Source organism: Streptomyces gamaensis, from assembly GCF_042656465.1.
GTDB classification, from domain to species: Bacteria; Actinomycetota; Actinomycetes; order Streptomycetales; family Streptomycetaceae; genus Streptomyces; species Streptomyces gamaensis.
Genome location: NZ_JBHSPB010000008.1, coordinates 145,028 through 163,439, shown reverse-complemented (window position 1 = coordinate 163,439; position 18,412 = coordinate 145,028). Strand labels below are relative to the sequence as shown.

Annotated in this window: 14 protein-coding genes; 7 read left to right on the top strand and 7 right to left on the bottom strand. The window is 72.3% G+C overall.

Annotated elements, in window-relative coordinates; genetic code table 11:
- Positions 1 to 2: 2 nt before the first annotated feature.
- A complete protein-coding gene (locus tag ACFP1Z_RS15365) occupies positions 3 to 446 on the bottom strand; it encodes a YjbQ family protein (RefSeq protein ID WP_390316848.1) in 444 nt (147 codons plus the stop codon).
- Between the two features lie 127 nt (positions 447 to 573).
- Here ACFP1Z_RS15365 and ACFP1Z_RS15360 point away from each other — a divergent pair, with 127 nt between their 5' ends.
- Entirely contained in the window at positions 574 to 1,722 is a 1,149-nt protein-coding gene (locus tag ACFP1Z_RS15360) for an NAD(P)-binding domain-containing protein (protein WP_390316847.1), read from the top strand.
- A gap of 180 nt (positions 1,723 to 1,902) precedes the next feature.
- Entirely contained in the window at positions 1,903 to 3,069 is a 1,167-nt protein-coding gene (locus tag ACFP1Z_RS15355) for a CaiB/BaiF CoA transferase family protein (RefSeq protein ID WP_390316846.1), read from the top strand.
- On the opposite strand, the gene ACFP1Z_RS15350 is transcribed toward ACFP1Z_RS15355, so the two are convergent.
- Both ACFP1Z_RS15350 and ACFP1Z_RS15345 read right to left on the bottom strand, forming a co-directional pair.
- Positions 3,066 to 4,385, bottom strand: a complete 1,320-nt coding sequence (locus tag ACFP1Z_RS15350) for an MFS transporter (protein ID WP_390316845.1) — start codon at positions 4,383 to 4,385, stop codon at positions 3,066 to 3,068. The two genes, ACFP1Z_RS15355 and ACFP1Z_RS15350, sit on opposite strands and share 4 nt — an antisense overlap.
- A 69-nt stretch (positions 4,386 to 4,454) precedes the next feature.
- On the bottom strand, positions 4,455 to 6,260 hold the full coding sequence (locus ACFP1Z_RS15345; RefSeq protein WP_390316844.1) for an ABC transporter ATP-binding protein: 1,806 nt from the start codon (positions 6,258 to 6,260) through the stop codon (positions 4,455 to 4,457).
- Positions 6,261 to 6,452: 192 nt separating this feature from the next.
- On the opposite strand from ACFP1Z_RS15345, the gene ACFP1Z_RS15340 reads away from it, so the two are divergent.
- Entirely contained in the window at positions 6,453 to 6,893 is a 441-nt protein-coding gene (locus ACFP1Z_RS15340) for a MarR family winged helix-turn-helix transcriptional regulator (protein WP_390316842.1), read from the top strand.
- A 78-nt stretch (positions 6,894 to 6,971) separates the two neighbouring features.
- Here ACFP1Z_RS15340 and ACFP1Z_RS15335 read toward each other — a convergent pair whose 3' ends face one another.
- The gene (locus ACFP1Z_RS15335; protein WP_390316839.1) at positions 6,972 to 8,588 is read right to left on the bottom strand and encodes a peptide-N4-asparagine amidase; all 1,617 of its coding nucleotides are present in this window, start codon (positions 8,586 to 8,588) and stop codon (positions 6,972 to 6,974) included.
- Positions 8,589 to 8,737: 149 nt separating this feature from the next.
- Here ACFP1Z_RS15335 and ACFP1Z_RS15330 point away from each other — a divergent pair, with 149 nt between their 5' ends.
- Both ACFP1Z_RS15330 and ACFP1Z_RS15325 read left to right on the top strand, forming a co-directional pair.
- Positions 8,738 to 10,555 (top strand): ABC transporter transmembrane domain-containing protein, encoded by a 1,818-nt coding sequence (locus ACFP1Z_RS15330; protein ID WP_390316837.1) that lies wholly within the window; start codon positions 8,738 to 8,740, stop codon positions 10,553 to 10,555.
- Positions 10,552 to 12,333 (top strand): ABC transporter ATP-binding protein, encoded by a 1,782-nt coding sequence (locus ACFP1Z_RS15325; RefSeq protein ID WP_390316836.1) that lies wholly within the window; start codon positions 10,552 to 10,554, stop codon positions 12,331 to 12,333. Before ACFP1Z_RS15330 ends, ACFP1Z_RS15325 begins: the two co-directional genes overlap by 4 nt.
- 76 nt (positions 12,334 to 12,409) lie before the next feature.
- Here the strand turns inward: ACFP1Z_RS15325 and ACFP1Z_RS15320 are convergent, their stop codons facing one another.
- Complete coding sequence (locus ACFP1Z_RS15320) at positions 12,410 to 13,201, bottom strand: metal-dependent hydrolase (RefSeq protein ID WP_390316834.1); 792 nt, start codon at positions 13,199 to 13,201, stop codon at positions 12,410 to 12,412.
- A gap of 134 nt (positions 13,202 to 13,335) precedes the next feature.
- Between ACFP1Z_RS15320 and ACFP1Z_RS15315 the strand changes: the two genes are divergently transcribed.
- Entirely contained in the window at positions 13,336 to 15,849 is a 2,514-nt protein-coding gene (locus tag ACFP1Z_RS15315; RefSeq protein ID WP_390316833.1) for a DEAD/DEAH box helicase, read from the top strand.
- A 49-nt stretch (positions 15,850 to 15,898) separates the two neighbouring features.
- Positions 15,899 to 16,762, top strand: coding sequence for an acyl-CoA thioesterase (locus ACFP1Z_RS15310; protein WP_390316832.1), 864 nt, complete (start codon positions 15,899 to 15,901; stop codon positions 16,760 to 16,762).
- 33 nt (positions 16,763 to 16,795) lie between these two features.
- On the opposite strand, the gene ACFP1Z_RS15305 is transcribed toward ACFP1Z_RS15310, so the two are convergent.
- Together ACFP1Z_RS15305 and ACFP1Z_RS15300 are read right to left on the bottom strand one after the other, a co-directional pair.
- Positions 16,796 to 17,743: a DUF6397 family protein gene (locus ACFP1Z_RS15305; RefSeq protein WP_390316831.1), complete on the bottom strand. Its 948-nt coding sequence runs from the start codon at positions 17,741 to 17,743 to the stop codon at positions 16,796 to 16,798.
- A 110-nt stretch (positions 17,744 to 17,853) separates the two neighbouring features.
- Positions 17,854 to 18,294 carry a roadblock/LC7 domain-containing protein gene (locus tag ACFP1Z_RS15300; protein ID WP_390316830.1) on the bottom strand — a complete coding sequence of 147 codons (441 nt, stop codon included), beginning with the start codon at positions 18,292 to 18,294 and terminating at the stop codon, positions 17,854 to 17,856.
- Positions 18,295 to 18,412: the final 118 nt, after the last annotated feature.

Below are 18,412 nucleotides of genomic sequence, written 5' to 3'. Positions count from 1 at the left end.
CGTCACCCGAGGAAGGTGAGCCGCACCGTGCGGTCCGGGTTGTCGCGGTTCGTATCCACCAGGCAGACCGACTGCCAGGTGCCGAGCTCCAGTCGGCCGCCCAGGACCGGGAGCGTGGCGTGCGGGGCCACGAACGCGGGCAGCACATGGTCGCGGCCGTGGCCGGGGCTGCCGTGCCGGTGGCGCCAGCGGTCGTCGGCGGGCAGCAGCTCGTGCAACGCGGCCAGCAGGTCGTCGTCGCTGCCCGCTCCGGTCTCCAGGACGGCGACGCCCGCCGTCGCGTGCGGGACAAAGACATTGAGCAGGCCGTCGCGGCCGCCGGCCACCTCCCGCAGGAATGCCTCGCACTCGTGCGTGAGGTCGTAGACCGTCTCGGTGGAACCGGTGGCGATGTCGAGCACGCGCGTACGGAAGGTGCCGGAGGGGATGCCGGGAGTCTCAGCCATGCCCCCATTTTCGTACGGGCGCGGACGCCTGGCCGCACGCCCCCGGCCGGGAAGCGGGAGCGGGCGCCGGCCGGGCGGGCGGGGAACGGGCGGGAAGAGAACACCACACCTCCTGGTTGGTAGAAACATGAACGATTCCGTGGTGCGTGAGGTCGAGGCCGTCGTCGTGGGTGCCGGACAGGCCGGGCTGTCCAGCGCGTACCACCTGCGCCGGCTGGGCTACCGGCCGGGCGTCGATTTCGTCGTCCTGGACCGCTCGCCGCGCCCGGGAGGCGCCTGGCAGTTCCGCTGGCCGTCACTGACCTACGGCAAGGTGCACGGGATGCACGCGCTGCCGGGCATGGAACTGACCGGGGCCGACGACGCGCGCCCGTCCTCCGAGGTGATCGGCGCCTATTTCGCGGAGTACGAGCGCGCCTTCGATCTGCGCGTTCAGCGCCCGGTGAAGGTCGACGCGGTGCGCGGGGGCGAGCGGGGCAGGCTGCGGGTCGAGACCTCGCGGGGCGGGTGGTCGGCACGGGCGCTGATCAACGCGACGGGCACCTGGGACCGGCCGTTCTGGCCCCGTTATCCCGGTCAGGCCGACTTCCGGGGCCGCCAGTTGCACACGGCGGACTATCCGGGCCCCCGGGAATTCGCGGGGATGCGCGTGGTGGTCGTCGGCGGCGGCACCTCCGGGGTGCAGCACCTGATGGAGCTCGCCGCCGCGGGAGCGCGGACGACCTGGGTGACGCGCAGGCCGCCGGCCTTCCGGGAGGGCCCGTTCGACGAACGGCACGGGCGCGCCGCCGTCGCCCTCGTCGAGGAACGGGTCCGGCAGGGGCTGCCCCCGCAGAGCGTGGTGTCCGTGACCGGGCTGCCGATGACGCAGGCGATGGAACGCGCCCGCGCGGCAGGGGTGTTGCGCCGGCTGCCGGCCTTCGACCGGATCACGCCCACCGGGGTCGCGTGGGCCGACGGCACGTCCGTCGAAGCCGACGTCATCCTCTGGGCCACCGGTTTCCGCCCGGTCGTCGACCACTTGGCCCCGCTCCGGCTGCGCGAGCCCGGCGGCGGGATCCGGATGGAGGGCACCCGGGCGGCCCGCGATCCCCGGGTCCAACTGGTCGGCTACGGACCGTCGGCGAGCACCATCGGCGCCAACCGGGCCGGGCGCAGCGCCGCTCTCGGGGTACAGGCTGTGCTGACCTCCCCTTCCGCGGCGGGAGTCGGGGCCTTCGACAGCGGTGACGGGTGGTCCGGGCCGGTGCGGGCACCCCTCGCGGTGGCCGTGTGAGATGCCGTGAGCCGCACGGCCCGGTTCACCAAGTCTCGTGCGTACAGCCGGTGATGGGCCCGGTGCACGGCTGATGCTTGCGGCGAAGTGCTCTGCTGCGATCTCCATGCCCGGAGCGTAGGCCGCCGACGACGGTGCGCGTCGGGCCCCGTCCACAGGGCCGGTCATATGATCTGACCCATGGGAGAAGCCGAGTTGCAGCCGCCGTTGCACGGGGTCACTGTCATCGCTCTCGAACAGGCCGTGGCGGCCCCGTTCGCCACCCGTCAGCTGGCCGATCTCGGCGCGCGCGTCATCAAGATCGAGCGCCCCGGGGGCGGCGACTTCGCCCGTGACTACGACCGGAGCGTCAAGGGGCTCTCCTCCTATTTCGTCTGGGTCAACCGGGGAAAGGAGAGCGTCGTCCTCGACCTCAAGGAAGAGACCGACCGTTCGCTGGTCGACCGGTTCCTGGCCCGTGCCGACGTGTTCGTCCAGAATCTCGGCCCCGGGGCCGCCGCCCGGCTCGGTCTGGGCAGCGATGTCCTGCGGGCCCGCCACCCCCGTCTGATCACCTGTGACATCACCGGCTACGGCCCGGACGGCCCGTACCGCGACAAGAAGGCGTACGACCTGCTGGTGCAGTGCGAGGCGGGTCTGCTCTCGGTCACCGGCAGCGCCGACTCCCCTGCCCGGCCCGGGATTTCCGTCGCCGACATCGCCGGCGGGATGTACGCGTACACGGGCATCCTGACCGCGCTGTACGAGCGTGAGCGCACCGGTGAGGGCAGCGCAGTGTCCGTCTCGCTCCTCGACGCGCTCGCGGAGTGGATGGGGCACCCGTACTTCGCGCAGGCCCACGGCGGCGAGCCGGTCGCGCGCAGTGGTGCCCGGCATCCCTCCATCTCCCCCTACGGGCACTACCGTTGCGGTGACGGCGCGCAGGTGTTCCTGAGCGTGCAGAGCGACCGGGAGTGGGTGGCACTGTGCGAACGGGTGCTGCGGCGGCCCGCGTTGGTCCGTGATCCCCGGTTCGCGGACAATCCGTCCCGCCGGACGCACGACGACGAACTGACGGCTCTCATGGAGGGGTGCTTCGCGCAGCACTCCGCGGAAGGGGTCACAGCTCTGCTCGACGGGGCGGGTATCGCCAACGCACGGCTGCGTACGATCGCCGAGTTCGCCGACCATCCCCAGCTGCGGGCGCGCGACCGGTGGCGTGATTTCGGTTCGCCCGCCGGGGTGTTGCGTGGTCTTCTCCCGCCGGTCGTGACGGCCGGACGGGAGGCGGCGATGGGAGCGGTGCCGGCGCTGGGGGAGCACACGGCCGCGATCCGGGCAGAGTTCACGGAGACCGGGGAAGGCTAGCGGTCGAGCGGACGTGTGGCGGTCTCGGGCAGTGTCAGGTAGACGCACGCGGACAGCAGGCAGAGTCCGGCGACGTACCAGGGGAAGGTGCCCGGGTGCCCGGACTCCTTGAACCAGGTGCCGAGGTAGGGGGCGGTCCCGCCGAAGAGGGCGACGGTGACCGAGTAGGGGAAGCCGATCCCCGCGGCCCTCACCCGGGCGGGGAAGATCTCGGTGTTGACCGCCGCGGCGACCGAGGTGTAGCCGGTGAGCAGCACCATGCCCGCGCACTGGACGATCAGCAGGGAGACGAAGTCGTCGCCGACGGCGTGCAGGAGGGGCACGGCCAGTGCCGCGAAGCCCACGGCGAAGCCGACCAGCAGGGGCTTGCGGCCGACGCGGTCCGAGAGCAGGCCGCCAAGAGGCTGGAGGGCCGCGAAGAAGGCGAGGGAGACCGTGCCCGCCAGGAGCGCGTCGCCCTTGTCGGTCCCGGAGGTGACCTGGGCGTAGGTCGGCAGGTAGGTGGTCCAGGTGTAGTAGGCGATGGTGCCGCCCGCCGTGATGCCGCAGATCAGCAGGGATTCGCGGGGATGGCGGCGCACCGCCTCGAACAGACCGGGCCTGGCGGCCTGTTGCGGAACGGACGAGCGGGTCTCCTGGGCGCCCCGGCGGATCCACAGCCCGGCGAGGCTGATGGCCGCGCCGATGAGGAAGGCCACGCGCCAGCCCCAGCTGTCCATCTGCCGGCCTGTCAGGGTGTGGACGAGGAGGACGGCGACGCCGGAGGCGAAGAGCTGGCCGATGGTGGTGGACACGTACTGGAAGCTGGAGAAGAGCCCGCGCCGGCCGGGACCGGCGGACTCCACCAGGAAGGTCGTGGAGGCGGCGAACTCGCCACCGACCGAGAGCCCTTGGACGAGACGGGCGACGACGAGGACGACGGGTGCGAGAAGTCCGGCGGAGGCGTAGGTGGGGGTCAGCGCGACGAGCAGGCTGCCGCCTCCCATGAGCAGGATGGTGGCGGTGAGCGCGGTGCGCCGTCCGTACCGGTCGGCGACCGCCCCCATCAGCAGACCGCCGACGGGCCGCATGAAGAACCCGACGGCGAAGACGGCGAATGTGGACAGCAGCGGGACGAGGGAATTGCCGGAGCCCTTGGGGAAGACCTGGTCGGCGAAGTACACCGCGAGGTAGGAGTAGGCGTACCAGTCGTACCACTCGGCGGCGTTGCCGACGGAGGCGGCGGCGATCTGGCGTACGGCGGAGCGGGGGGCCGGGGCGCGGCCCGGCCCCGTCGGCCGCTCACCGTCGACGGGCAGGGGCTCGGATTGCGTCATGATCCTGTGGATCCCCCCGGCAGCCGTCTCGCACACACGTTCCGCACTCGTTTTCCGCCACGAGCGCGCTCAGACGTGGACGGCGGACCGGGCATCGCGGCGCACCAGGGCGGCGTACTGTCCGTCGTCCGCGAGGAGTTGCTCGTGAGTGCCCTGTTCGGCGATACGGCCGGCGTCGAGGACGACGATCTGGTCGGCGTGCCGGACGGTGGAGAGGCGGTGGGCGATGGTGATCGTGGTGCGGCCTTCGGCGAGGGCGTCGATGGCCTGCTGGACGGCGTGTTCGGTGCGGGTGTCGAGGGCGCTGGTGGCCTCGTCCAGGATGAGCACGGGCGGGTCCCGCAGGATGGTCCGGGCGATGGCGAGCCGTTGTCTCTCGCCGCCGGAGAAGCGGTGTCCGCGCTCGCCGACGACGGTGTCGTAGCCGTCGGGCAGAGCCGCGATGCGGTCGTGGATCTGTGCCGCTCGCGCCGCCTGTTCCAACTCCTCGTCGCTCGCCCCGGGTTTGGCGAAGCGGAGGTTGTCGGCGACGGAGGCGTGGAAGAGGTAGGTCTCCTGGGAGACGACTCCGACGGCGTGCGCGAGGGTGGCGAAGTCGAGGTCGCGGACGTCGGTCCCGTCGATCAGGACACGGCCGGCGGTGACGTCGTAGAGCCGGGGGACGAGATGGCCGAGAGTGCTCTTGCCGGAGCCCGTCGGGCCGACGACGGCCAGGCTGCTCCCTGCGGGCACGGTCAGGTCGATGCCGCTGAGCGTGGGGCGGTCGGCGGCCTGGCCCTGCGGGTCGTAGTGGAAGGTGACCTGCTCGAAGCGGACTTCGCCGCGCACCTTCTCCAGCCGCACCGGGCGCTCGGGTTCCGTGATGTCGGCGGGCAGGTCGAGGTATTCGAAGATGCGCTGGAACAGGGCGACGGAGGTCTGCATCTGCACGCCGGTCGCGAGCAGGCTGACGGCGGGCCGGAACAGCCCTTGTTGCAGGGAGACGAAGGCCACGAGGGTGCCGAGGGAGATGCCGGGGCCGCCGTGCAGCGCGATGCCGGCGGCCCAGTAGATGACGGCGGGCATGGCGGCCATGACGACGCCGATGGTGGCCATGCGCCAGCGGCCGGCCATGTCGGCGCGGACCTCCAGCCCCACGAGCTGCTCGGACTCCTGGGCGAACGCCCGGGTCAGGGAGCCGGCCCGGCCCATGGTGCGGCCGAGGAGGATGCCGCTGACGGACAGCGACTCGGTGACCATGGCGGCCATCGTGGCCATCTGCTGCTGCCGCTGGGAGGTGATCTTCTTGCGCTCGCGGCCGACGCGGCGGCTGACCGCCACGAAGGCCGGCAGCAGAAGCAGCGAGAGAACGGTGAGCCGCCAGTCGAGGGCGAGCATCGCGACGACCGCGGCGACGACGCTGGTGATGTTGGAGACCAGGGAGGTGGCGGTGGAGGTCACGGTGGCCTGCATACCGCCGATGTCGTTGGCGATCCGGGACTGCACCTCACCGGTGCGGGTCCGGGTGAAGAAGGCGAGCGGCATGGCCTGGAGCCGCGCGTAGACGGCCGTGCGCAGATCGTGCATGACGCGCTGGCCCACGGTGGTGGACAGGAAGGTCTGCAGGACGCCGAAGACACCGTTGATCACGGCGGCGGCCAGCATGCCGAGCGCCAGGAGGCTCAGCAGGCCGGTGCGTCCCTGGGGCAGGGCGACATCGAGGACCTCGCGCAGCAGGAAGGGCGAGATGACCGAGACGAGCGACGAGGCGGCCACGAGCAGCCCGACGAGGGCGAGTCGGCCGCGATAGGGGCGGAAGAGCCGGAGGATGCGCCGCACTTGAGCGGGATGCTCCGCATCCGGGGCCGGGGGTGATTCGGGTTCGTCGTGGCGCATGGGCGGCTCCTGGGATCTGCGAAGGACACGGGCCCGCGCGGCGGCCGCCGCGCGGTGCTCGCGGAACAGGCGGGCCCGGAGTCGGCGTGCGCGCATGCGGCGACGCAGCGACACGCTGTCGGCCGAACCCATACCGAGCATAGCTCACTGTTACCTATGCTCACAATGGACGGTGTCCGGTATTCTGGGATCATGACCGCCCCCGACACCTCCGGACAGCTGGCCGAACAGCTGCTGCGCCTGACCCGCCGCCTCCACCGCGCCCAGAAGCTCTATCTGGACCCGGTCGGCATCACACCGGCCCAGGCCCGGCTGCTGCGCGCGGTGGCGCACTCCGAGGCCCCGCCACGGATGGCGGACCTCGCCCAGCGCCTGGAGGTGGTGCCGCGCGCGGTGACCACGCTGGTCGACGCCCTGGAGGCGAACGGCGTGGTGCGCCGGGTCCCGGACCCCGCCAACCGCCGTGTCATCCGGATCGAGTTGACCGACCGGGGCCGCACGACGCTGCGGGCCCTGCGGGACGCGCGGCGGGCCTCGGTCGAGGACGTCCTGGCGCCGCTGAGCGCCGAGCAGCGCGAAGTCCTCGGCGGACTGCTCGCCGAGCTGCTGCGGGCGTCCGACGGTCGCTGCTGACCCGGCCGACGGGGGCGGTCCGGGAGCCGCGTACGGGCCCCGGGCCGTCCCCGGTACGGCCGGCTCCGCCCGGCGGGCTCAGCAGCGCCGCCGGTCCTCGGTGAGCTCGCCCTGCGCCGTGGCCAGGGTCCGGTCGTAGCAACTGTCCGGGCCGTCAAGGCGGTACCGCTCGCGCGAGACCCCCGTCGCGTGCCGTTGCTCGCGCGGCACGTTCTGGTTGTAGGCGGCGTCACCGGTGTAGGTGTCGTCCAGGCGGGACCGGACCGGTGCGCTGCCGGCCCGCAGCGTGAGGGTGTCCGCGCGGTCCCCCATGGTCATCACGGTGCGCAGGCGGTCGCCCGTGCCGACGGTGGTTGCGCCGTCCATGGTGTACGCGCGGCGGAGGTGGGTCACGGTGGCCGGACCGCGACCGGTCACCGTGACCGTCTCGTCGTCGTTCCAGCGGGCCCGGAGCGCGTCCGTGGTCTCTCCCTCGGTCCAGCGGTGCACCGAGTGGGCGGCCAGTTCCCTGGTGACGGTCGTGCTCACGCGGCCGTGGGAGGTGTTCAGAGAGCCGGAGACCGTGAGGGAGTGTCCGCCTTCGGCGCGCAGCCGGTGTTCCGGACCCGGCTCGTGCGTGGTGGTGTTCGTCGGCTTCCCTTCCCGGTGGCCGGTCAGCGCGCCGGTGACCTGTCCGGCTTGCGCGTCCTGCCAGACCAGGAAGTTGACCGGGGTGCTCCAGCCTGTCTGCCCCTCGGGAACCCCGGCCACGGTGACGGTGACGCGGTGCGCCCGGCCGTCGTTCAGTATTCCGGCGAAGGGGGTGAGGTCGTACTCCACGGGCCGCACGTCGAAGGCGCGCGGGCCGGGGACGACGTACCACAGGAACGGATTCGACCAGCCGCCGGTCCACACGGTCGGGAAGGGCGCGGCGATGCCGGCGAGCCTGCCGTCCACGGCGATCCGCACCTCGCGGTACGGGCCGTCCTTGGCCTTGCAGGAGTACGGCGCCGCGTCCGGCACGGTGAGGTACCAGAACTCCTCGCAGCCGCCGCCCGAACCGGTCGCGTACACCTCGGCCACGATGCGCTCGGTGTTGCGCGGAGTGGTCAACTGCCCCTCGTACGCCGTTCCCTCACTGCGCGCACCGTCGAGGGTGAGGACCTTGTCCGGGGTGGAAGCGGGTTGTACGGGCCCCTCGGCCGCGTAGAACGTCAGCGTGGCCCTGACCTTGATGACGCCCGTGTAGGTGCTGTCGACGAAGTTCCCGATGAGCATCTCGACGGGTTGCCGCTCGCGCAGAGTCGCCGCGTAGCGGGTGACGTCCTTCTCCACGGCCCAGGTGATGCCCTTGGGCGAGGGTTCCGGCGTCGAGGTGCGCAGGAACTCGACGCCGCCGATGTGCAGATATCCCAGTCGGTCGAACTGCCGGCCCGCGACGGCCCCGTCGAGTCTGAGGACGACCTTGTTCCAGCGGTCGCCGCAGCGTCGGGGTGGTGCGTAACTGCCCTTGTAGGGGGTGTAGTCGCGGAATTCGGTGTCGGCGACGGTCACGGTGCACGAGGTGGTGTGCGGGGTGGCGACCGGCGGGGCGGCGGTGACCGGGTCGTGCCATTGGGTACCGAATTCCGCCGGCGGATCCGCCGCGGCGGCCGTGGGCACCGTCAGCGCGAGTCCCAGAGCCGTGGCGCACAGTGCGAGCAACAGTCGTCTCATGAGCCAGGAGTGAAGCGCTTCGCACAACCGTGCGCCAGAGCGGCTTCGCGTCGATCCGCCGCGCCGCGCGGAAAAACCGGTTGAACCGCACACGCCCGCGCGGCGAACCTTGCACAGCTCCCGCCCTCTCGCTCCGACGCTGGGAAGTCATGCAGATTCGCGATCTTCCATATACCGATCCCGGCCGTCCCGACGCCCGGTCCGGTCCACGGCTGCTGTTCTGGATCGGCCGGAACCAACTGGCCGGGCAGCTGCGGGCCATGGTGTGGGGCACGGTGCACATGGTGGCCGTGGCCCTGCTGCCGACGGCCCTGGGCATCGCCGTGCAGGCGGTGGTCGACCGGTCCGGTGCCCGTCTGGCGCTCGCGGGCGGGCTGATGGTGCTGCTCGGGGTTCTCATCGCGCTCGGCGACACGCTGCTGCACCGCGCGGCCATCACCAACTGGATCACCGCGGCGGCACGGCTGCAGCAGCTCCTGGCGCGCAGGACCGCCGAGTTGGGCTCGACACTGACCCGGCGGGTCGCGGCCGGAGAGGTCGTCGCGGTCTCGACGGCCGATGTCGAGAAGATCGGCTGGTTCGTCGAGGGGTTCTCCCGCTTCGCCTCGGCCGCCGTCGCCACACTCGCGGTGTGCGTGGCCCTGGTGGTCTACCAGCCGGCCCTGGGGGCCGTGGTGGCGCTCGGCGTGCCCCTGCTCGTCCTGGCCGTGCTGCCGTTGCTGCCGCACGCGACCAAGCGGGCCGACGAGCAGCGCGAGAAGGCGGGCCGGGCCACGGAGCTGGCCTCGGACACCGTGGCCGGGCTGCGCGTGCTGCGCGGCATCGGCGGCGAGGAGCTGTTCCTGTCGCGTTACCGCCGTGCTTCACAGGAGGTGCGCAGAGCCGCCGTGCACAGCGCGCGGATGTGGGCCCTGATCGCGGCGGTGCAAGTGCTGTTGCCGGGGCTGCTGTTGATCGCCGTGGTCTGGTACGGCGTGCGTCTGGTCCAGGAGGGCCGGATCGAGGTCGGTGAACTGGTCACGGTCTACGGCATGGTGAGCTTCCTGCTGTTCCCGCTGAGGGTGTTCGAGGAGATCGCCATGTCGTACGCCTTCTCCCGGCCTTCCGCCGAGCGTGCGGCCCGTGTCCTCGCGCTGGAGCGCGCGACGCCCGCGGCCGGCGGTCCGCGGGAGGCGGCGGGGCTGTCGGGCGATCTGTACGACCCGGCGAGCGGACTCCTCGCCCCTGCCGGGCAGTTGACCGCCGTCGTGTGCGGAGACCCGGACGCGGCGGGACGGCTGGCCGAGCGGCTCGGAGGGCACGCCGCCGCACCGGACGGCGCGCCGTCGGTGCTGCTCGGCGGGGTGGCGCTGGACGAGGTGCCGCTGGAGGCGGCCCGTACGGCGGTGCTCGTCCAGGACAAGGACCCGGTGCTGCTGTCGGGGACGCTGACGGAGCTTCTGGACGTGCCCGCCTCGGGCCTGGTGGACGTCGCGGCGGCACTGGCGGCGGCGCAGTGCGGCGACGTGCTGGACGCGCTCGCGCGGAGCATGCCGGACGGCCCGGGCGACCCCATGCGGGCGCGGATCACCGAACGCGGCCGCTCGCTGTCGGGCGGGCAGCGGCAGCGGCTGGCGCTCGCCAGGTCGCTGGTGACCGACCCCGAGGTGCTGGTGCTCGACGAGCCGACCTCGGCGGTCGACTCGCACACCGAGGCGCGGATCGCCCAGGGGCTCAAGGGGCTGCGGGAGGGCCGGACCACCGTGGTGTTCTCCTCCAGCCCGCTGCTGCTCGACCGCGCCGACCGCGTGGTGTTCGTGCAGCAGGACAAGGTCGCCGCCACAGGAGCACACCGCCTGCTGCTGCGGCAGGAAGCGGAGTACCGCGCGGTCGTGACCCGGGAGGCCGGCACGGAAGCGGCAGCCGTCGACACACACGGGCGTCCCCATGACGTGGGCGACAGGGAGCAGTTGGAGGGTTCGGCATGATCGGAGTGGCGCCACCGGCGTACGACCCGGCGGCACCCGAGTCGGCGACGACCCTGCCGGTCGCCGCTCCGGCCACCGTGCGGCGTTACGTACGCCGGTTGCTGCGCAGACATCGCGCGGCCTTCCTGCTCCTGGTGACGCTCAACGCGGTCGCCGTGGCCGCGTCCATGGTGGGCCCGACGCTGCTGGGCGGGCTGGTGGAGGATCTGTCCTCGGGCGTGCGGGAGCTGCATCCGGCGCGTACGGTCGCGCTGTTCGCGGTGGCCCTGGCCGTGCAGACAGTGTTCGTGCGCATGGTGCGGCTGCGCGGTGCGGTCCTCGGCGAGGAGATGCTCGCGGATCTGCGCGAGGACTTCCTCGTGCGCTCGGTGGCACTGCCGCCCGGGGTACTGGAGCGGGCGGGGACCGGGGATCTGCTCTCCCGGATCACCACGGACATCGACCGGCTGGCGGAGGCGATGCGCGAGGCCGTGCCGCAGCTGGCGATCGGCGTCGTGTGGGCGGGGCTGCTGCTGGGGGCGCTGACGGTGACCGCGCCGCCGCTGGCCCTGTGCGTGCTCATCGCGCTGCCCGTCCTGATCGCCGGCTGCCGCTGGTACTTCCGGCGAGCACCGGCCGCCTACCGGTCCGAGGCCGCCGGGTACGCGGCCGTCGCCGCCTCGCTCACGGAGACCGTCGACGCGGGACGGACGATCGAGGCGCACCGGCTCGGCCGGCACCGCGTCGAGCTCTCCGACCGGCGGATCCGGCAATGGACCCGATGGGAGCGCTACACGCTGTGGCTCCGCTCCGTGCTCTTCCCCGTGATCAACGCGACGCACGCGCTCGTCTTCGGCTCCGTGCTGACCCTCGGCGGTGTCTTCGTGCTGCAAGGGTGGATCTCGGTGGGACAGCTGACCACAGGCGCGCTCTTCGCGCAGATGCTCATCGACCCCGTGGACCTCATCCTGCGCTGGTACGACGAGCTCCAGATCGCCCAGGTGTCGCTGGCCCGTCTGGTGGGGGTCCGGGAGATCGAGCCCGAGGGCGCGGACGGCGGCACGGAGCCGAAGGGCCGGCACGTACGGGCGGACGAGGTGCGCTTCGGCTATCACGCGGGCAGCGACGTCCTGCACGGCGTCTGTCTGGATGTGCCGCCGGGGACCCGGGTCGCGCTGGTCGGCCCCTCGGGGGCGGGCAAGTCGACCCTGGGCCGGCTGCTGGCCGGTATCTACGCGCCGCGTTCGGGGGCGGTGACGCTGGGCGGTGCCGAGCTGGCGCGGATGCCCACCGAGCGGGTGCGCCGGCACGTGGCGCTGGTCAACCAGGAGCATCACGTCTTCGTCGGTTCGCTGCGCGACAATCTGCTGCTGGCCCGGACGTCGGCCGCAGACGGTGACCTGTGGGCGGCGCTGGGCGCGGTGGGTGCCGACGGCTGGGCGCGTGCGCTGGAGAGCGGTCTGGACACGGAGGTGGGATCCGGCGGGTTCGCGCTGACGCCCGCCCAGGCCCAGCAGGTGGCGCTCGCGCGGCTGGTGCTCGCGGACCCGCACACGCTGGTCCTCGACGAGGCGACGTCGCTGCTGGACCCGCGCGCCGCCCGCGATCTGGAACGGTCGCTGGCCCAGGTCCTCCGGGGGCGGACCGTCGTGGCGATCGCGCACCGGCTGCACACCGCCCACGACGCGGATCTCATCGCCGTGGCGGAGAACGGCAGGATCAGCGAGCTGGGCAGCCACCAGGAACTGGTCGCGGCGGACGGAGCGTACGCGGCGCTGTGGCGCTCCTGGCACCAGTGACCGCGCGCCGGTGCCCCTGCCGGGAAGCGTTCACGAGGCGCCGCCCCGCCGCGGCGGGGCGGCCGGCGCCCGAGGGTCAGATCAGTTCCAGGGCGCCGAGCCCGCTGATGCCGCCCAGGACGGCGAAGGCCGGCATGAGCACCTTCACCTCGATGCGGCTGCCCGCCTTGAACCGCATCGCCTTCGGCGGCCCCACCGGGTACCAGCGCTTGCGGGCGATGGGTATGGGCCACAGGATCGGGCAGCCGGAGACGGTGAGCGCGTCACCGATGTCGTGGACGAGGGCCCCGAGGACGATGGGCAGCCCCAGCCACAGATACTCCTGGCCCGGTTCGGTGAACAGCCAGCCCGCGCCGTTGCCCGGCTCGTCGAGGACGCCGGCCAGTATCCAGGCGCTGGTCGCGCCGAGCAGCCAGACCAGGACGTCGCTCGATGTGCGGGCCGCGCGCCACAGGAGTCCTTCGACGGCGAGGACCATGTGCACGAAGAGGATGCCGAGCACCGCCCAGCGTCCACCGGTGACCGCGAGCCCCGAGGCGCCCGCGCCGATCAGCAGGGCCCACAGCGCGGTGTGGGTCAGGGTGCGGTGCCCGCCGTTGCGGCGCGGATCGCCGTGTCCCCGGGTGGCTTTGTAGACGCTGTGCGAGAGCGCGTCGATGATGCCGCACAGGACGCGCGAGACGGGACCGAAGGCGCGCGATATCGTCGCCGACTTGTGGTCGAGGTCGGGGGCGAGCGCGGCCCCGGCGCAGATCAGGGCACCGACGACGAGCACCGGCCAGGGCATCGGGCGGTCGGCGGCGGCCGCCGCGGCCCCCAGTCCCAGCCAGGCGGCCGCCCCCGAGAGCGAGTGCGCCGGTCCCATCATGGTCGTTCCACCTCTTGTGCCGGTCGGCGTCCCGCTTTTCTGACGCCGGGTCGGCGACTCAGCGTAGCGCCCGGATGATCACTGTTCGACCGGCCGGGTCCCGGGCAGTGTCCGGGGCCAGGCAGTATGGAGGGGTGACCCTTATCGATCAGATGCCGAGCCATGCCGACCCCGATGCCCTCTTCGAGGCTTTCTCGACCTGGGTGCAGGAGCGGGGGATCTCGCTGTACCCCGCGCAGGAGGAGGCACTGATCGAGGTGGTCTCCGGCGCGAATGTGATCTTGTCGACACCGACCGGCTCCGGCAAGAGCCTGGTGGCCGCCGGGGCGCACTTCACCGCGCTCGCCAACGACCAGGTGACCTTCTACACCGCGCCCATCAAGGCGCTGGTGTCGGAGAAGTTCTTCGAGCTGTGCAAGATCTTCGGCACCGAGAACGTGGGCATGCTGACCGGTGACGCCTCCGTCAACGCCGATGCCCCGGTGATCTGCTGCACGGCCGAGGTGCTCGCCTCGATCGCGCTGCGGGACGGCAAGGACGCCGACATCGGGCAGGTCGTCATGGACGAGTTCCACTTCTACGCGGAGCCCGACCGGGGCTGGGCCTGGCAGATCCCGCTGCTGGAACTGCCGCAGGCGCAGTTCGTTCTGATGTCGGCAACTCTGGGCGATGTATCGCGGTTCGAGGAGGATCTGACCCGGCGCACGGGGCGGCCGACGGCCGTGGTCCGCTCGGCGACCCGGCCGGTGCCGCTGTCCTACGAGTACCGCACGACGCCGCTGACCGAGACGCTGACCGAGCTGCTGCAGACGCGTCAGGCGCCCGTGTACATCGTGCACTTCACCCAGGCGGCGGCGGTGGAGCGGGCGCAGGCGCTGATGAGCATCAACATGTGCTCGCGCGAGGAGAAGGACCGGATCGCGGAGCTGATCGGCAATTTCCGCTTCACCACGAAGTTCGGCCGGAACCTGTCGCGTTACGTGCGGCACGGCATCGGTGTGCACCACGCCGGGATGCTGCCCAAGTACCGGCGCCTGGTGGAACGGCTCGCGCAGGCCGGCCTGTTGAAGGTCATCTGCGGCACGGACACCCTGGGCGTCGGCGTCAACGTGCCGATCCGCACCGTGCTGTTCACGGCGCTGACCAAGTACGACGGGCAGCGGGTGCGTACGCTGCGGGCCCGGGAGTTCCACCAGATCGCGGGCCGGGCGGGCCGGGCCGGTTTCGACACGGCCGGCTTCGTCGTCGCGCAGGCGCCGGATCACGTCGTCGAGAACGAGAAGGCGCTGGCGAAGGCGGGCGACGACCCGAAGAAACGCCGCAAGGTGGTCCGGAAGAAGGCCCCGGAGGGCTTCGTCAACTGGACGGAGAACACCTTCCAGAAGCTCATCGCTTCCGAGCCGGAGCCGCTGACCTCCCGCTTCCAGGTCACGCACACGATGCTGCTGTCCGTCATCGCCCGGCCCGGCAACGCCTTCGAGGCGATGCGCAGGCTGCTGGAGGACAACCACGAGCCCCGCAGGGCGCAGCTGCGGCACATCCGCCGTGCCATCGCGATCTACCGTTCGCTGCTGGACGGCGGGGTCGTCGAGCGGCTCGCGGAGCCCGACGCCGAGGGCAGGATCGTCCGGCTGACGGTGGACCTGCAGTCGGACTTCGCCCTCAACCAGCCGCTGTCCACCTTCGCGCTGGCCTCCTTCGAGCTCCTCGACCCCGAGTCGCCCTCCTACGCCCTGGACATGGTCTCCGTCGTGGAGTCGACGCTGGACGACCCGCGGCCGATCCTGGCCGCGCAGCAGAACAAGGCGCGCGGCGAGGCGGTGGCCGCGATGAAGGCGGAGGGCGTCGAGTACGAGGAGCGCATGGAGCGGCTCATGGACGTCAGCCACCCCAAGCCGCTGGAGGAGCTGCTGTCCCACGCCTACGGCGTCTACCGCAAGAGCCACCCCTGGGTCGGCGACCATCCGCTGTCGCCGAAGTCGGTGATCCGGGACATGTACGAACGGGCCATGAGCTTCACGGAGTTCGTCTCGTTCTACGACCTCGCGCGGACCGAGGGCATCGTGCTGCGCTACCTGGCGAGCGCGTACAAGGCGCTCGACCACACGGTCCCCGACGATCTGAAGTCCGACGACCTGGAGGACCTGATCGCCTGGCTCGGCGAGATGGTGCGGCAGGTCGACTCCAGCCTGCTGGACGAGTGGGAGCAGCTGGCCAATCCCGAGCAGGAGACGGCCGAGGAGGCGCAGGACCGCGCCGACCAGGTCAAGCCCGTCACGGCCAACGCCCGCGCGTTCCGGGTGCTGGTGCGCAACGCGATGTTCCGCCGGGTCGAGCTGGCCGCGCTCGACAAGGTCGGCGAGCTCGGCGAGATGGACGCCGGCTCCGGCTGGGACGAGGACCGCTGGGCCACTGCCATGGACGCCTACTGGGACGACTACGAGGAGCTGGGCACCGGCCCGGACGCGCGCGGGCCGAGGCTGCTGCGGATCGAGGAGCGGCCGCAGGAGGGGCTGTGGCGGGTCCGGCAGACCTTCGCCGACCCGAACGGCGACCACGACTGGGGCATCTCCGCCGAGGTGGACCTGACGGCCTCCGACGAGGAGGGGCGCGCGGTGGTGCGGGTCACGGACGTCGGTCCGCTGTAACCTCCGAGGCCCCGCCCGCACGTCACGCCCCCGCAGCGAAGGAGTACCGATGGCCTCTCCCACGGACCGTCTGGTGGGTCTGCTCGATCTGGAGCAGATCGATCTCAACATCTTCCGGGGCCGCAGCCCGGACGAGTCGCTGCAGCGTGTCTTCGGCGGCCAGGTCGCCGGGCAGGCCCTGGTCGCCGCCGGGCGGACCACCGACGGCGACCGCCCGGTGCACTCGCTGCACGCGTACTTCCTGCGCCCGGGGAGACCGGGGGTGCCCATCGTGTACCAGGTGGAGCGGGTGCGGGACGGGCGGTCCTTCACCACGCGGCGCGTGGTGGCCGTCCAGCAGGGCCGTACGATCTTCAATCTCACCGCCTCCTTCCACGAGGCCGAGCCGGGTTTCGAGCATCAGGTGGACATGCCGCGGGTGCCGGCCCCGGAGGAACTGCCGAGGCTCGCGGACGAGATCCGCGCGCACCTGGGCGAACTGCCCAGTGCGCTGCGGCACATGGAGCGGCGCCTGGCGTTCGACATCCGTTATGTCGAGCGGTTGCGCTGGGATCCGCGGGAGCTCGTGGGGGCGCAGCCGCGCAGCGCGGTGTGGATGCGCGCGGTGGGGCCGCTCGGGGACGACCCGCTCGTGCACACCTGTGCGCTCACCTACGCCTCGGACATGACGCTGCTCGACGCGGTGCGCATCCCGGTCGAGCCCCTGTGGGGTCCGCGCGGGTTCGACATGGCGTCCCTCGACCACGCGATGTGGTTCCACCGGCCCTTCCGTGCCGACGAGTGGTTCCTGTACCAGCAGGAGTCGCCGATCGCGACCGGTGCGCGGGGTCTGGCCCGGGGTCAGATCTTCGACCGGGAGGGCCGGCTGCTGGTGTCCGTGATGCAGGAGGGGCTGTTCCGGAAGACGGGCTGAGCGGCGCTCGTCCCCCGGTGTCCCCGGGGCGGCTCAGCCCCGGCGCCGCACCCTCCCCCACAGTGCGCGCAGCCCCCACTTGGCCGCCCCGGCCGAAGTCCCCTGGCTCTTCGGGGAGTCCGGTGCGTGCGGCGGCGTCGGTACGGGCGGTGTCGCACGGGTGGTGTGCGGGCCCGGCAGCTCCGGACCGGCGAATCCCGGCAGCCGGGGTGCGGGGCGGTTCGCGCGCGCTCGCACCACCGCGTCGATCAGCAGGCTCCGGTACCGGGCGATCTCGTCGGGGTCCGAGGCCAGGACCACCGTGTCGATCACCTCGCGGACCGCGGGTGTGACCGGCCGGGCCTGGCTGAACTCCGGGCGCAGCGCGGTCACATACGCCCGTTCGCAGCGGTCGGGCACGGCGTCGGCGAGGGGTTCGGGGCCGAGCACCGAGGCGATGACCGCCGCCCGCTCCCACGGGTCGTCGGCCAGGGCCGTCAGCCGCTCGGTCCGCCGGTTCCGCCACCGCAGGGCCCGGTGGTCCTCACGGGCCTGGGCGGCCGCGCGCAGCGCGGGCGGGGTGCGTCCGGTGAGCAGGGCGGGCTGCGCGTCGGCGAACTCCGCGAGCTCGGAGGCCAGGTAGTGCCAGACCACGGCGCGGTACCGGTTGACGTAGAACCTGACCGGCGCGAAGCACCCGGCCTTGGCGAGGCGGGTGAACCGGGCCGGGCCGATGCCCAGGAGCTCGGCGCCCTCGGCCGTGCCCACGACCCACACCCGGGAGCGCAGCGCCTCCGGGAAACCCGTGCTGCCGCGGTGCCGCTCGATCTCCTCCGCCGCGACCCTGCGCCGCCCGCCGGAGCGGGACGGGAGGGTGCGTACGTGGCCGAGCTGGACGGCGAGTTCGAACTCGCGGGGCTTGAGCCCGAGTTCGCGCGCCGCCCTGCTGAACGGCACTCCGGGTGCCGCCGCGCCCCACGTCCGGCATGACTGAACCGCCATGATGTCCTCCCCCGTTGCTTGTCCATCACTGTCAGTGACGACTGTAGCGGTGAGGAGGGGCAGCCCGTCAGCCCTGTGGATAACTCTCCGCGGCCGCGATTCCGCCCTGGTCAGTGGTGCCTTCCGGGCTCCTCGCCCGCGTTCCGCCGCTGTCGTGCGGCGGCGTCCGGCTGTTGCCCGACGTGGTCGGCCCGGCCGACGCGGTTCACCACGAGCGCCATCTCGTAGCCGACCTGGCCGATGTCGGCGTCCTGGCCGCCGAGCACGCACAGGCAGCTGCCGTCGCCCGCCGCCGTCACGAACAGCACACCTCGGTCGAATTCGACCATGGTCTGCCGCACCTGGCCCGCCCGGAACTGCCGGCCGGTGCCCCTGGCGAGGCTGTGCAGGCCGGAGGCGACCGCCGCGAGGTGCTCGGCGTCCTCCCGCGACAGACCGGTGCTCGCGCCCGTCACCAGTCCGTCGTCGGAGAGCATCAGCGCGTGCCGTATGTGCTCGACGCGCTCGGTCAGGTCGTCCAGCATCCAGTCGAGTTCCTTGCCGCGCGCCATGTCCCGCCTCCCCGTTCCGCCGTTCCCCGTGACTGCCGTGCAAGCCTTGCTCACGTGCGCGCCGTCGGCAACCCGCCCGATCCGGCCCGCCCGTGTCGTGGACCGGTCGGCACCGGAC